This window comes from Dysgonomonas sp. 37-18 (assembly GCF_001899125.1).
Lineage (GTDB): Bacteria > Bacteroidota > Bacteroidia > Bacteroidales > Dysgonomonadaceae > Dysgonomonas.
Genome location: NZ_MKVC01000013.1, coordinates 72,835 through 86,639, shown reverse-complemented (window position 1 = coordinate 86,639; position 13,805 = coordinate 72,835). Strand labels below are relative to the sequence as shown.

15 protein-coding genes are annotated in these 13,805 nt (G+C 39.3%); 11 read left to right on the top strand and 4 right to left on the bottom strand.

The features are described 5' to 3' along the window. Positions 1-214: 214 nt before the first annotated feature. The gene (locus BGO84_RS05040) at positions 215-1,222 is read left to right on the top strand and encodes a hypothetical protein (RefSeq protein WP_291028094.1); all 1,008 of its coding nucleotides are present in this window, start codon (positions 215-217) and stop codon (positions 1,220-1,222) included. On the opposite strand, the gene purN is transcribed toward BGO84_RS05040, so the two are convergent. Next, complete coding sequence (gene purN / locus BGO84_RS05035) at positions 1,219-1,791, bottom strand: phosphoribosylglycinamide formyltransferase (RefSeq protein ID WP_291028091.1); 573 nt, start codon at positions 1,789-1,791, stop codon at positions 1,219-1,221. The genes BGO84_RS05040 and purN overlap by 4 nt on opposite strands. A 154-nt stretch (positions 1,792-1,945) precedes the next feature. On the opposite strand from purN, the gene BGO84_RS05030 reads away from it, so the two are divergent. From BGO84_RS05030 to BGO84_RS05015, 4 genes are all read left to right on the top strand, one after another. After that, a complete protein-coding gene (locus BGO84_RS05030; protein WP_135104617.1) occupies positions 1,946-2,182 on the top strand; it encodes an acyl carrier protein in 237 nt (78 codons plus the stop codon). A gap of 21 nt (positions 2,183-2,203) precedes the next feature. After that, positions 2,204-3,466 carry a beta-ketoacyl-ACP synthase II gene (gene fabF, locus BGO84_RS05025; protein WP_135104616.1) on the top strand — a complete coding sequence of 421 codons (1,263 nt, stop codon included), beginning with the start codon at positions 2,204-2,206 and terminating at the stop codon, positions 3,464-3,466. 5 nt (positions 3,467-3,471) lie between these two features. Next, complete coding sequence (gene rnc, locus BGO84_RS05020) at positions 3,472-4,344, top strand: ribonuclease III (protein WP_283686734.1); 873 nt, start codon at positions 3,472-3,474, stop codon at positions 4,342-4,344. A 169-nt stretch (positions 4,345-4,513) separates the two neighbouring features. Then, complete coding sequence (locus BGO84_RS05015) at positions 4,514-6,415, top strand: carbohydrate-binding domain-containing protein (RefSeq protein ID WP_291028089.1); 1,902 nt, start codon at positions 4,514-4,516, stop codon at positions 6,413-6,415. A 111-nt stretch (positions 6,416-6,526) separates the two neighbouring features. On the opposite strand, the gene folD is transcribed toward BGO84_RS05015, so the two are convergent. Beyond that, positions 6,527-7,408, bottom strand: a complete 882-nt coding sequence (gene folD, locus BGO84_RS05010; RefSeq protein ID WP_291028087.1) for a bifunctional methylenetetrahydrofolate dehydrogenase/methenyltetrahydrofolate cyclohydrolase FolD — start codon at positions 7,406-7,408, stop codon at positions 6,527-6,529. A 513-nt stretch (positions 7,409-7,921) separates the two neighbouring features. On the opposite strand from folD, the gene BGO84_RS05005 reads away from it, so the two are divergent. The 5 genes from BGO84_RS05005 to BGO84_RS04985 all read left to right on the top strand — a co-directional run bounded on the left by BGO84_RS05005 (position 7,922) and on the right by BGO84_RS04985 (position 11,044). After that, positions 7,922-8,650 (top strand): RsiV family protein, encoded by a 729-nt coding sequence (locus tag BGO84_RS05005; RefSeq protein ID WP_291028085.1) that lies wholly within the window; start codon positions 7,922-7,924, stop codon positions 8,648-8,650. Then, on the top strand, positions 8,650-9,270 hold the full coding sequence (rsmG, locus tag BGO84_RS05000) for a 16S rRNA (guanine(527)-N(7))-methyltransferase RsmG (protein WP_291028083.1): 621 nt from the start codon (positions 8,650-8,652) through the stop codon (positions 9,268-9,270). Before BGO84_RS05005 ends, rsmG begins: the two co-directional genes overlap by 1 nt. 43 nt (positions 9,271-9,313) lie before the next feature. Beyond that, positions 9,314-9,754 carry a hypothetical protein gene (locus BGO84_RS04995; RefSeq protein ID WP_291028081.1) on the top strand — a complete coding sequence of 147 codons (441 nt, stop codon included), beginning with the start codon at positions 9,314-9,316 and terminating at the stop codon, positions 9,752-9,754. A 155-nt stretch (positions 9,755-9,909) separates the two neighbouring features. Then, positions 9,910-10,320 carry an Rrf2 family transcriptional regulator gene (locus BGO84_RS04990; protein WP_135104609.1) on the top strand — a complete coding sequence of 137 codons (411 nt, stop codon included), beginning with the start codon at positions 9,910-9,912 and terminating at the stop codon, positions 10,318-10,320. A gap of 70 nt (positions 10,321-10,390) precedes the next feature. After that, positions 10,391-11,044 (top strand): NAD(P)H-binding protein, encoded by a 654-nt coding sequence (locus BGO84_RS04985; RefSeq protein WP_291028079.1) that lies wholly within the window; start codon positions 10,391-10,393, stop codon positions 11,042-11,044. A gap of 66 nt (positions 11,045-11,110) precedes the next feature. Here the strand turns inward: BGO84_RS04985 and BGO84_RS04980 are convergent, their stop codons facing one another. Both BGO84_RS04980 and BGO84_RS04975 read right to left on the bottom strand, forming a co-directional pair. Beyond that, the gene (locus BGO84_RS04980; protein ID WP_291028077.1) at positions 11,111-12,160 is read right to left on the bottom strand and encodes a methylated-DNA--[protein]-cysteine S-methyltransferase; all 1,050 of its coding nucleotides are present in this window, start codon (positions 12,158-12,160) and stop codon (positions 11,111-11,113) included. Positions 12,161-12,344: 184 nt separating this feature from the next. Continuing rightward, on the bottom strand, positions 12,345-12,647 hold the full coding sequence (locus BGO84_RS04975; protein WP_291028075.1) for a hypothetical protein: 303 nt from the start codon (positions 12,645-12,647) through the stop codon (positions 12,345-12,347). Between the two features lie 514 nt (positions 12,648-13,161). Here BGO84_RS04975 and BGO84_RS04970 point away from each other — a divergent pair. After that, the gene (locus tag BGO84_RS04970; protein ID WP_135104605.1) at positions 13,162-13,803 is read left to right on the top strand and encodes an MBL fold metallo-hydrolase; all 642 of its coding nucleotides are present in this window, start codon (positions 13,162-13,164) and stop codon (positions 13,801-13,803) included. Positions 13,804-13,805: the final 2 nt, after the last annotated feature.

Below are 13,805 nucleotides of genomic sequence, written 5' to 3'. Positions count from 1 at the left end.
TATTTTAATAGTTGATTTATTTTACGCAAAAGTACGAAAATAAAGGCAGTGTTTCAAGCATAAGAAGTTTATAAAAAATTAAAAAGCCACCTTATTTATACTAAAAAATGTAAGACCCATTATCATTCACGAAAAATCTTGTATATTTGCGCATTATATACTTAAGTAAAAGAATATTGACGTATATATAAATTTCAAAAGCGAACACAAACAAATGAATTTAAGCAAATATATCATACTCGTTTTGATAACATCATTACTTCCTTTTTTAGCTTATGCCCAGAAAAAAGGAAACAAATATATAGTGACTACAAAAGACACAACGCTGATCGTTAGCAACAGAGGCGAAAAAGACCCCCAGAACAAATTTTTGTTTAATAAAATGGGAGCGGATGCAGATTCCGTTTCAGCTATCCTAAAGTCAGACTATAACTCGCTGGAAGGTGCACTTATGGATATCGACAGGCTGATAGGACAAATAGAAAAAGACCAGATTCTATTGAAAACGGGCAACACAAGCTTAGCTTATCGCCTATCGAGAGCAAATATAGATAGCCGCGACAAAGAAAAGAGAGCACGCATAATAGCGGATAGCATCCAGCAGGAGATGCTGAAAAAATCTGCCGACGAGTTGGCTCAGGAATATGTTAAGTATGGCAACAAACCTTTATACTTTATCAATGGTACAAGAGTGCAGTCCGAAGTTGTAGATCGACTATCACCTAACGATGTAATTAAGCGTGATTTTATAATACAAAATGCAGCATCGGGCAATCCGAATGGCGAAGTATGGATTACCGTTACCGACAAGGCAATCAATAAGCTTAATCTGTGGGCAACCGAAAAGAGCTCCGACAATTACGTGTATCCGTCACCGATAACGCCAACGATGGAAACGAAAACAACAGACAGAAAAGAGGAAAAAGCACCTAAACGTTCTGTAAGAAGAATAAAGGCAGACAGAGCAGAGCAATATAACGACAATCAACAGACTGTAACATCGCCTGTATATCAGCCCGAACCGACAACGACAGAGCAAAAAACGAACAATCCTGCTCAGCAACCGACACAAGGTGCAGCAGATAAGAATATTAAAACAAAAAAAGATAACACCTCAGTACTTAGTGGCGACCGCCGGACTATCGTAAGAGCCAGAACGGTGAACAACGAAGAGGTGAAAGTAAACGAGCCTGAAGGCAATACAGAAAATCAATCGAATTAGAAGGTCTGATCTAAGACACTGGAAATAACAACAGGAAAGTGCGTATACTCAAGTGTATGCACTTTTTTTGCGACATCTTCATAGGTATCGCTTTTCAGCACAGGGCATTTTGCCTGAAAAATAATAGCCCCCTCATCGTAATTCTCATTCACATAATGTATCGTAATGCCCGACTCAGCCTCTCCGGCTTCTACCACAGCCTTATGAACATTGTCGCCATACATCCCTTTACCGCCGAATTTGGGTAAAAGCGCGGGATGGATATTCACTATCTTACCGGGATATGCTTCTAATATATTGTCGGGGACTTTGAGCAAGAAACCTGCGAGAACAATAAAGTCTATTTTATTCTCTTTCAGGCAATCGAGCACATTATCAGATGTTTCGAACTCGTTTTTGGAGAAGGTAACCGATTGTATTCCCAGCTTCTTTGCACGCTCGTGCACATAAGCATCTTTCTTATTTGATATTATAAGCGGAATGGAAACAGTATTACTCTCTGCGAAGTAGTTTGCTATGTTCTCGGCATTAGACCCTGAACCTGAGGCAAAAATAGCGATTTTAATCATGAGTGTTTTTTAGCGATTATGCACACAAGTAAAAAATATGTGCAATTTTAACTATTTTATCCATAAAATATTTGTAACATATAGATAAAAAACTGTTACTTTGCATCGACAAAATTAAAAATAAAAAATTTATTATTAATCAAAACTAAAAATTATGTCAGAAGTAGCATCAAAAGTGAAAGCAATCATTGTTGATAAGTTAGGTGTTGAAGAGTCTGAAGTTACTGATACTGCTAGCTTTACAAATGACTTGGGAGCAGATTCACTTGACACAGTAGAATTAATCATGGAATTTGAAAAAGAATTCGGTATTTCTATTCCAGATGATCAGACTGAAAAAATCGCTACAGTGGGAGATGCTATCTCTTACATTGAAGCAAATGCAAAATAATCTTTTTTCCAATAGTCATTTATGGAATTTAAAAGAGTAGTAGTAACAGGTCTAGGCTCGGTAACTCCGTTAGGCAACGATGTCCCAACTACTTGGGAGAATGCTTTGAAAGGAATGAGTGGGGCTGGACCTATTACTCATTTTGATGCGTCAAAATTTAAAACACAGTTTGCTTGCGAAGTTAAAGATTTCGATCCGTCAGGATTGATGGATAGAAAAGAAATCCGCAAGTGTGACAGATATACATTACTGGCTATCGGTTCGTCCGAAGAAGCCATAAAAGATTCAAAACTTGATTTTGAAAATGAAAACTGTGACAGAATCGGTGTTATATTTTCGGCAGGTATAGGTGGTATCAAGACTTTCGAAGAAGAAGTTGCATACTACTATACTCACGAAGATATGGGACCTAAGTTCAACCCGTTCTTTATCCCTAAGATGATTTCGGATATTGCAGCCGGATTGATTTCTATACGTCACGGTCTTCGTGGACCTAACTTTGGAACTGTTTCTGCCTGTGCTTCATCTACACATAGTTCTATCATCGCATTCGACCAAATCCGTTTGGGCAAGGCAGATGTAATGGTAGTCGGAGGAGCAGAAGCAGCAATCACTCCAGCGGGTGTTGGTGGTTTTAATGCAATGACAGCTTTGTCTACACGTAACGATTCTCCTCAAACAGCATCTCGTCCGTTCAGCAAGAGCCGCGACGGGTTTGTAATAGGAGAAGGTTCGGCATGTCTTATTTTCGAAGAATTGGAGCATGCACTTGCACGTGGAGCAAAAATATATGCTGAAGTTGTAGGAGGCGGAATGTCTGCCGACGCTTATCACCTCACAGCGTCACATCCCGAAGGACTGGGAGCGAAACTAGTAATGAAAAATGCGCTTGAAGATGCCCACATGAACCCAAGTGAGCTTGATTACGTAAACGTACATGGAACATCAACTCCGGTTGGCGACCCATCAGAAATCAAAGCAATCAAAGAGGTATTTGGTGAGCATGCTTATAACCTGAATATCAGTTCTACAAAATCCATGACAGGTCACCTCTTAGGTGCTGCGGGAGCATTGGAAGCAATCTTCTGCGTACTGTCGGTACAGAATGATATAATTCCGCCAACAATCAATTTCACCGAAGGAGACGAAGATACTGAAATTGATTATAAGCTGAACCTAACATTTAATAAGGCTGAGAAAAGGACTGTAAACGCAGCACTCTCAAACACATTCGGTTTTGGAGGACATAATGCTTGTATAATAGTAAAGAAGTTCAAGAAATAAGTCGCGTGCTTAGAAAGATATATCGTGGAATAAGGCTTCTTCCTAAAAGAGGGAAGGAGCCTTATGTTTCTTTTTACAAAATATTTGGGTTCTATCCGTACAACATAACGCTCTATGAGCAAGCCCTTTTGCACAAATCGTCTTCTATAAAGTTGAAAGACGGCAAATGGATCAACAACGAGCGGCTCGAGTTTTTGGGCGATGCCATCCTCGATGCTATTGTTGCCGATATTGTATTCAAGGAGTTTGAATACAAGAAAGAGGGATTCCTTACCAATATGCGTTCGAAGATCGTCCAACGTGAAACTTTAAACAAATTAGCACTCGAACTGGGTATCGACAAGCTGATAAAAACATCTGCCCGCAATACAACACCCAATACCCACATGTATGGCAATGCACTGGAGGCATTGATAGGTGCTATCTATTTAGATCAGGGATATAGGGTGTCAAAGAAGTTTGTTCTCGAACGCCTCATCAAAGAACACCTGAATATAGATACAGTAGCCGAGCAGGAGGCAAACTATAAGTCACGACTGATAGAATGGAGCCAAAAGCAAAAAATATCGGTCAGCTTCGATCTCGTCGACAGCTTTGTAGACGAAAATAACACCCCTATTTTCAAAACTGCCGTTGTGATACTCGGCGAGCAAGCCGGACTGGGTACAGGCTACTCGAAGAAAGAATCGCAACAAAAGGCAGCAAAAGAAGCTTTCAACAAGCTTCAACGTGACAACAATTTCCGCAACCACATACTGCAACTGTACGAGAAACAACAGCAATTGCAAAACGAAGTATATGTGAATATGCAAGACAAAGCGGAAACGGAAGTGGAGACGGAAGCCAAAACCGAATCCGAAGCGGTTTCGGAAAAGTAACTCTATATTTCATCCTTCATTTTAGCAATATTCATCGAACAAATCGTCTTGTTTGTCGAACTTGCTTGTATTTTCTTCGTAAAGATTATAATATTATTGTCTTAATTCACATAAGACCAATAATATGAATTCTAGAAAAATCTTTATTTTATTTTTTACAACATGTTGCATGCTTCTAATAGCGTGTAGTAACGACAATGATCCTGTTAATGACGATGATGATGAAGAAATCGTTATTGATGAAGACTTCGCCACCAACACAAAGGATACAACCTTTGTGGATGCCGTAACTATTGCCTATACCGACAACATTGTAACGATTACAAACCCTTACGAAAATGAAGGGGTAAGCATAACCCAATCGAACGGAAATGTAGTGGTAACATCTACAAATACAACCACAGAAATCAACTATGTACTTTCGGGAACGATAAAGAGTGGTTCTTTCAAAATTTATAGCGATTACAAGTTCGGGTTGGGACTCAATGGAGTCAGTATAATAAGCACAGACGGCCCTGCACTGAACGTACAATCAGGCAAAAAAGTGACCGTAATGTTAGTGGGAGGAACGTCTAACCGACTGGTAGACAGCAGCACTTACACAGCCTACAACGACGAAGACATGAAAGGGGCTTTCTTCAGCGAAGGACAGCTCAATTTTCAGGGAAATGGAAATCTACTTGTTATAGGAAGATACAAGCACGCAATCAGCAGTGACAACTACATCCGTATAAAAGGAGGGAATATCACCATATCAGGCGCAGTAAGTGACGGTATCCATGCCAAAGATTATTTCAGAATGGATGGAGGTACACTCAACATCAAAGCCTCGAGCGATGGTATAGACTGCGACGAAGGTTACATCAAAATTTATGATGGAAGTATCACTATAAAAAGCGACGACGATGCCATTGTAGCTTCTTACGAAGACACAGATACATCGATAGACTCGTCTATAGCCATCAGTGGAGGCTCTATAAATATCACTACCACAGGACAAAAAGCGGCAGGTATAAAAAGCGACATCGGTTCAATCGGCGTCACAGGAGGCACAATTAACATCAGCACTTCGGGGCTTGCAGCAAAAGCCTTTAATGCCGGAGGCAATATGACAATAGGAGGCGGTGAGCTTACACTGGCAACAACAGGCAGTGCGTATTACGATACCGACGACAAAGACATATCATCTGCGGCGGGCATAAAATGCGATGGCGCCCTCACAATAGATAAAGGTGTAATAAATATAACAGCCTCCGGCGCAGGGGGAAAAGGCATCAGTGTAGATGGAGACCTCATTATTAACGATGGAACTATAAATGTATCTACTACCGGGGATCTATTCAAATACGGCTCGGACGATACGGCAGCCAAAGCCATAAAAAGCGACGGCAATGTTACCGTAAACGGTGGTACTATAATCATCAAAACAACCAAAGAAGAAGCCGAGGGATTGGAAAGCAAGAAAATTTTGACAATCAACAATGGTACAATCGAAATTGAAGCCTATGACGATTGTATCAATGCCTCCAATCACATAGCCATCAACGGAGGAAACATATATTGCTACAGCACCTCAAATGATGGTATAGACTCGAACGGAACAATGACTATAACAGGTGGCACCATCATATCCTCGGGGACAACTGCACCGGAAGAAGGTTTTGACTGCGACAACAATACGTTCAAAATCACAGGTGGTATTCTTGTAGGTACGGGTGGAGCAACCAGTACTCCTACGTCAGGTGTAAGTACTCAGCGATCTGTTATTTACGGAACAACGGGCACTTCGGGCGATCTGATACATATAGAGGCATCTGATGGTACGGGAATATTAACTTACAAAGTACCTAGAACATACAACCAAATGACATTATTATTCAGCTCTCCCGATATGAAGTCGGATGTAACGTATACGGTTTACAAAGGGGGCAGTGTGTCAGGCGGCAGCAATTTCCACGGACTGTATTCATCGGCAACATATTCAAAAGGAACGACAGCTATAACTTTCACACCAAGTTCGATGGTTACCAGCATCGGAACCTCAACAGGAGGGAACGGAGGTCGTCCGTGATTTTACTATTGGATAAATAATCGTAAAGGCCGCTTTGTGAAAAGCAGCCTTTATTTTTTTATAAGTGAAACGATCGCCCCACTCTATAAGATCATTCTTCTCAGAAAAATATTACTTGTATATTTCGTTTTTCCCTGCCAGCAATGTATTTCTCATCAGGGAAATAATTGTCATAGGCCCTACCCCACCCGGTACAGGTGTAATAAACGATGCTTTGGCGGCTACCTCATCGAAAGCAACATCCCCTTTCAGCTTAAATCCTGATTTAGTTTCAGCAGAAGGCACACGGGTAGTACCCACGTCGATCACTACAACGCCATCTTTCACCATGTCTCCTTTCAGAAACTCGGGAACGCCCAATGCAGCAATAATAATATCTGCACTTTGGCAAACTTCTTTTATATTTGGTGTGCGGCTATGGCATACGGTTACTGTGGCATCGCCCGGATAGCCTTTTTGCATCATCAGGTTCGCAACCGGTTTTCCTACAATATTGCTACGACCGAGCACTACGCAGTGTTTACCCTGAGTAGGAATATCGTATCGTTTCAGCAATTCGAGTATCCCCGCCGGAGTTGCCGACACAAAGCAGGGCAAACCAATAGACATACGCCCTACATTGATCGGATGAAATCCGTCTACGTCTTTGCGGTAGTCAATCGCTTCTATTACTTTCTGTTCCGATATATGTTTTGGCAATGGCAATTGAACGATAAACCCGTCAACGTCGGCATCTTTGTTGAGCTTATCTACACAAGCCAGAAGTTCTTCTTCGCTTACGTTATTCTCGAAACGTATAAGAGACGACTTAAAGCCTACCTCTTCGCATGTACGCACTTTGCTGGCAACATAAGTTTCGCTTCCGCCGTCGTGCCCCACCAATACTGCTGCCAGATGAGGGGTTTTACCTCCTGCGGCTTTTATTTTTGCGACCTCTTCGGCTATTTCTTTTTTCATTTGAGCCGATATGGCTTTACCATCGATTAATTGCATATAAATTGCTTTAGATAAGAATTATTAAGTTGTAAAATTTACAGCCATATTTATCTATATGTAGGGGCTGGGCTTGTCCCTGCCCGACCAATAATAGGTAACCACAAGGGTTACCCCTACAAGATACGTCAATAATTATTACTGACTACTTAGATGCCACAAAGATATAAAAATAGGAGCAAATAGCTGTTAATTGAGAGAAACTTCATACTACCAAAAAGTTAATATAAATACGCCTTAGAGGCACTCTATTGAAAAATTACTTCATAAAAGATTAACAAAAAAAGGTATCCCTTTTCCTTTTTGTCGTATATTTGCTTCATGAAAAGAAATAAAAAACTATTAGCACAGATTTAACGTTAGTAGTATATACAGCAGTAGAAACTAAATGATGTTCATATGAAATTCACCTCTACACATATCAGTTTATTATTTATATTTTCCATTTTATTTTTTTCATGCGAAAACAAAAAAACGGATACAGTAAACAATATAGTGTACGATTCTATTAGTGTGTCAAAGATTTACCATTTGGATAACGACTCCACTAAGCCTTCGTGTTCTATAAAAATAAATTATATCTTCCCTGCAAAATATGAAGACAGTATTATGCTCGCCAAGATACAAAAAGAGTTTAACTATGCTCTGTTTGAAGACGAGTCTTCGGAATCGCTCTCGCCGGCAAATGCGGTAGATAAATATGTAACCAATTACATTGCAAATTATAAGGAAGCGGCACAAGTGCAGTTCCCCGACTGGGAAAGCTCGGAAGATAGCGAAGATTATTTTTCATTCTATAAAACGCTAAACTCTCAAGTGATATTCGATAGAGGAGGTATCATATCGTACCAAACATCATCGATGGACTTTAAAGGCGGTGCTAATTCGTCTACATTCTACAAAAATGTGAATATAGACCTGAAGACAGGAAATGTAATTACAGAGAAAGACATATTTATCCCCGAATATAAAAAGCTGCTCAACACAATGCTTACCGATAAGATCGTGGCACAGAACAATGTGAAGACAGCCGAAGACCTTCTTGAATTTGGATATTGGGGAATAGAAGACATAGCAGCCAACAATAATTTTTCGATAGACGATAAAGGAATAACTTACCTATTCAATCAGGGCGAATACTCAGCACCATCGTTGGGCACGATCAAAGTTCCGTTTACATACAGTGAGTTGTACCCGATATTAAAAGACAATTCTCCAATTTCTAGCTTCTCAGGAAAATAATGGATATAATTCTTAAATACTTCCCTAATATTACAGAAAAGCAAAAACAACAATTTGCTGCTCTATACGATCTGTATGCGGATTGGAATTCTAAAATAAATGTAATTTCACGCAAGGACATCGAAAATTTGTATACTCACCATGTACTTCACTCGTTGGGGATAGCCAAACTGATTCAGTTCAAAGACGGCTCGAAGATTATGGACGTAGGTACAGGAGGCGGCTTTCCGGGAGTACCCCTCGCCATATTGTTTCCTAAGTGTAACTTCCTATTGGTAGACAGTATTGGGAAGAAGATTAGGGTTGCCACAGAAGTTTCGAGCGCCATCGGATTAGAAAACATTCAATTTCGCCATTGTCGTGCCGAAGAGGTAAAAGAACAATTCGACTTTGTGGTAAGCCGCGCAGTAATGCCTCTACCCGATTTGGTGAAAATCATACGGAAAAACGTATCGAAAGAACAGCAAAATGCTCTGCCAAACGGACTGATATGTCTCAAAGGAGGAAACTTGGAAGGGGAACTAAAACCATTCAAGAAAATAGCCGAAGCTGACGACTTGTCGATGTACTTCGAAGAAGAGTACTTTAAGACAAAGAAGATCGTTTATGTGCTGATCTGAGATAAGAAAATACTTCTTACGACTAACCTTAAATTTATAGGCGATGAAAAATCTACTCGTTGTTTTTCTATGCCTCTTTTTTGTCGGATGCCAATTCAATCAGACTTCAACAAGAAGTATTGACTCTGCTCCGGGAAATGAAGTGGAAATAGGCAGAAAAGCTTTACGCTTTGCGGAATCAGATCAGATTGATAGTTTATTAACCCTGTTTGACAAGAGTGCGAATGTGAGCGAAAAAGCGATTAAACCGTTTTTAAAAATATGGAAACCCACATTCAACCAGTATATTTTCCCCGACAAATCGAATATCAGAGTATCAAAGACCGTAAGTAAAAGCATCGGAAGCACACAAGAGTTTATTGCCGTAATATATCCATATACAGACGGAACAAATTCACCTACCAAAGATTTTGTAATTACATTCCTAAATGAGAAAATAGTAAAGATGGAATTGCAAGAGACCCGTGCAATTAAAATATTTTAAGCGTTTTCTCCAGTATTTACACGAATGATCGTTGCCTGTCATACCGACAAAGGAAACATCTCTTCCCTATAAGAAAAAAGTATATTTTTCTTCACTTTTATATTGTTATGTAAAATTTTTATCTACCTTTGTACTGTAATAAATATAATTACAGAATGAACGATCGCAGATTTGTCATATCAATGCATATATTAGTATTACTCTCCAAGTTTCCGGACGAGCTGCTCTCTTCCGATTTTTTGGCGGGGAGTATGAATATCAATCCTGTATTGGTAAGGAAAGAGCTATCAAACCTCCGCAAGCATAATATTGTTATAAGTAAGGAAGGTAAAAACGGAGGGTGTATGCTTGCCAGACCTGCCAACGAAATATTCATCTCGGACGTATATAAGATTGTAAGCACACATTCCATTCTGGGCAACGAACTGGCATCGCCCAACCCGAAGTGCCCTGTTGGCAAACAAATCAATGAGCATTTGTACGACCTGAATAAAGAAGCCGAAGATATAATGATAAGCCGATTGGCTAACCAAACGTTAGCTGATTTCAGTAATAGATTTGAATAAAAAAATTTAAACAAAACTGTAACGCAAGAGTATACAGTATAAGAAGAATTAATCAATAAAAAAGAAAGTTATGAAGAAAATAGCATTAATAGGAGCCACAGGCTTCGTAGGTTCACACTTGTTGACAGAGTTAGCAAACAGAGGTTATGAAGTAACAGCATTTGCACGCTCTACAGATAAAATTCCGGTAAAAGACGGAAACCCCAAGACAGTTGCTTTAGACGTTACAAATACAAAAGCATTGGTAGAAGCACTTAAAGGCAACGATCTTGTGCTAAGCGCATTTAATCCCGGATGGACTAACCCGAATATATACGACGATTTTATTAAAGGATCGGAAGCAATACAGAAAGCTGTAAAAGAAGCAGGTGTAAAACGTTATATCACAATCGGAGGAGCAGGCAGCCTCTACATAGACGGCAAACAACTTGTAGACGGTGAAGGTTTTCCCGAAGAAATAAAACCGGGAGCCACCGCAGCAAGAGACTATCTGGATATTTTGAAAAAAGAAACTGAATTGGATTGGACAATGTTTTCGCCTGCCATCAATATGCACCAAGGCATCAAAACAGGACGAACAGGCAAGTATCGATTGGGAACAGACGAACCTGTATTCGACAAAGACGGAGAATCTATCCTGTCTGTTGAGGATCTGTCTGTAGCTATTGTTGACGAAATTGAGAACCACAAATTTTCCCGCCAACGCTTTACCGCAGCATATTAATCCTATATAATTTCATTATCCTGAGCGTACTGAGGACTCTCTCGCTAAAGAGACATTCCTTTTCGGTCAGGATAATTTTTGTTTATTATCTTTTTCCAGATCGATAAGCTTCCGTTTGCGCCACAATCCTCCTGCATAGCCTGTCAACGACCCGTCGGAACCCACAACCCGATGACAAGGAATGATAATTGCAATTTTATTCATTCCGTTTGCATTAGCCACAGCCCTTACCGACGATGGCTTACCTAGTACTTCCGCCTGTCTGAGATAAGAAGAAGTAGTGCCATAGGGAATTTCAACGAGTGCTTGCCATACTTGTTTCTGAAAATCTGTGCCGGATATATCCAACGGAACTTTAAACTCTTTCAGTCTCCCTTCAAAGTAGGCGTCCAATTCTTCTTTCAGTTGTTTGAAATATTTGTTCTGTCCCTGCACAATATTAGCATTATGATACTTGGCTAATTGTTTCAGCTCGGTTTCCAATCCTTTCCGATCCGAAAACTCGAGTAAACAGACTCCTTTATCCGTAGCACAAGCTACCATTGTACCCAAATCTGTTTCTATACGGGTGAAGTCTATGACCTGCTTTTCTTTGCTATTTTTGGGAGATACACCAAACACCTTCTTAAACGAATCGTTGAAGCCACTGAGAGACTCATAGCCCGAATCGAAAGCAATATCGGTGACAGATGTTCCGGTCTGTAATTTTTTAAATGCTGTATTTATCCTGTACATACGCTGATAGGCATGAAAAGTGATACCATGATTCTTGAGAAACCAACGACGGATTTTACTTGGCTCTATATCCAACTTCAACAGATCATAATCTTTGAGCTTCAAAGATGGGTCTTCATCCAAAAGCCTTAATACACGGTCTACATATTCGGGGGTGCTCCCTGCATTCTCCATCGGATGGCAAACCTTACAGGCTCTGTAACCTTTGAGTATGGCGTCTTTTGCTGAGGCAAAGAACTCTACATTCTCCCTTTTTGGCTTGCGGGCTGTGCATGTAGGACGACAAAATATACCCGTCGTCTTTATTCCCGCAAAGAATGTTCCTTCGAATGAAGGGTCTTTGGCGACCAATGCCTCATAAAATATATCATCTTTTTTCATATTCTATTTTTATAGCAAAGCTAATAATAGATATATTTCTTTACAACCGATAAATTTACATGTATTTTTAATTAAAACCTTACCGATTCAAATACTTTGAAATTGTTTCGATATCGAAGTTAGTTTTCAAAAAAAATCGGTTGCAATGATGCCATCACAACCGATTCTCTGATATAATTATTGATTATTGTCCAAAGCCAAAATGTCCGTGCATAGCATGCATACGACATTCGAAAGCTTTTTTCTTTTCGTCAACAAATGCTTGTTTTTCATCGCTCGACATATTCATCCACTTTTCACAACGAGAGTCTATTGCCTCTACAGAGAAATGGTCTTCGTGATTATCAAGACCTTCCATACGCTTGTTCATAAGCTCCAACTTTTCACTATCTGTCATTTTAGACCATGATTCTTTAAATTCTTTTCTTGCATCTTTATCGAAAGGGCTTGCACCAAAGAATCCCATTCCAAAACCTCTTGTTCTCATAATTTATTCAGTTTTACATTTTACAATCTATTTATTAAGAGCGCTCTATTTATGTAGACTACTGAGGATAAAAAATATTTTAAGAAATTATTCCTTTTAAACAAAATTCACATTACGCATTTATTTAATACTTATAGAACATTCTTGCTTTAGGTATAAATTGAGCGTATAACCAAACAACTATTAATACAATAATCGCTGCCGTTGCATACAAAATAAAACAGAAATAATATACTGCGCCTTCATAAAAGGGATAAGGATAAGCTCTAAAAGACAGCACTTAATTACAATTGATCTAAACAAATGAATATAAACATTTTACACCTAAACCATTTGTCATAACATCTAATTTCAGGAATGACGATAATAAATTAGTTAACAACTTGTAAACTTCCTATCAAACTGATAAAAAGTCAAGCCTACAATATTAGTTCTGAGTAAAAACTGGTAACTTTGCGAGAGCAATGACTATACATTGTAGAATCTTTTTTAACAGACAGTTACTAATATATATATGGAAGTAAAAATATTTGAATTTAACCCCATCAGTGAGAATACATATATTGCATATGATGAAACAAAAGAGTGCGTTATCATTGATCCGGGTTGTTTTTTTCAAGATGAGAAAGAGCTTTTGCTGAACTTCATCTTAGACAATGAGTTAGTTGTAAAACATCTACTAAATACACACTTACACTTCGATCACGTATTCGGAAATAATTTTATTTACGAACAATTCAAACTGGAAACAATGGCCAACAAGGGTGATGAGTTCTTACTCGAACAACTCCCTACCCAATTACAAATGTTTGGCTTCACAAATGAAGACACGAGAATACCCAAGGTGGGAAAATATCTGAACGAAAATGATGTTGTAACCTTTGGTAATCAAAGGCTCATAGTAATGCAAATACCGGGACACTCGCCGGGCAGCATTGTTTTCTACAATCAGGAAGCCGGTTGTGTATTTGTAGGCGATGTATTATTCAGAGGTAGTGTAGGACGTACCGACCTGGCGGGAGGCAACCACAAACAACTGATAGACGGCATAAAAGAGAAATTGATGAAACTACCACCCGACACAGTGGTATATTCGGGTCACGGGCCGTTGACCACAATCAGAGAAGAAGCTAGAAACAATTTTTATTTACAATAAAA

Bases quoted from the DNA above. Each gene is read 5' to 3' on its own strand.
- BGO84_RS05015 (WP_291028089.1), top strand. From the start codon at position 4,514: ATGCTTCTAATAGCGTGTAGTAACGACAATGATCCTGTTAATGACGAT.
- purN (WP_291028091.1), bottom strand. From the start codon at position 1,791: ATGATTAAAATCGCTATTTTTGCCTCAGGTTCAGGGTCTAATGCCGAG.
- BGO84_RS04995 (WP_291028081.1), top strand. From the start codon at position 9,314: ATGAAAAATCTACTCGTTGTTTTTCTATGCCTCTTTTTTGTCGGATGC.
- BGO84_RS04985 (WP_291028079.1), top strand. From the start codon at position 10,391: ATGAAGAAAATAGCATTAATAGGAGCCACAGGCTTCGTAGGTTCACAC.
- BGO84_RS05040 (WP_291028094.1), top strand. From the start codon at position 215: ATGAATTTAAGCAAATATATCATACTCGTTTTGATAACATCATTACTT.
- folD (WP_291028087.1), bottom strand. From the start codon at position 7,408: ATGCAATTAATCGATGGTAAAGCCATATCGGCTCAAATGAAAAAAGAA.
- BGO84_RS04990 (WP_135104609.1), top strand. From the start codon at position 9,910: ATGAACGATCGCAGATTTGTCATATCAATGCATATATTAGTATTACTC.
- rsmG (WP_291028083.1), top strand. From the start codon at position 8,650: ATGGATATAATTCTTAAATACTTCCCTAATATTACAGAAAAGCAAAAA.
- BGO84_RS04980 (WP_291028077.1), bottom strand. From the start codon at position 12,160: ATGAAAAAAGATGATATATTTTATGAGGCATTGGTCGCCAAAGACCCT.
- BGO84_RS05030 (WP_135104617.1), top strand. From the start codon at position 1,946: ATGTCAGAAGTAGCATCAAAAGTGAAAGCAATCATTGTTGATAAGTTA.
- BGO84_RS04975 (WP_291028075.1), bottom strand. From the start codon at position 12,647: ATGAGAACAAGAGGTTTTGGAATGGGATTCTTTGGTGCAAGCCCTTTC.
- BGO84_RS04970 (WP_135104605.1), top strand. From the start codon at position 13,162: ATGGAAGTAAAAATATTTGAATTTAACCCCATCAGTGAGAATACATAT.
- fabF (WP_135104616.1), top strand. From the start codon at position 2,204: ATGGAATTTAAAAGAGTAGTAGTAACAGGTCTAGGCTCGGTAACTCCG.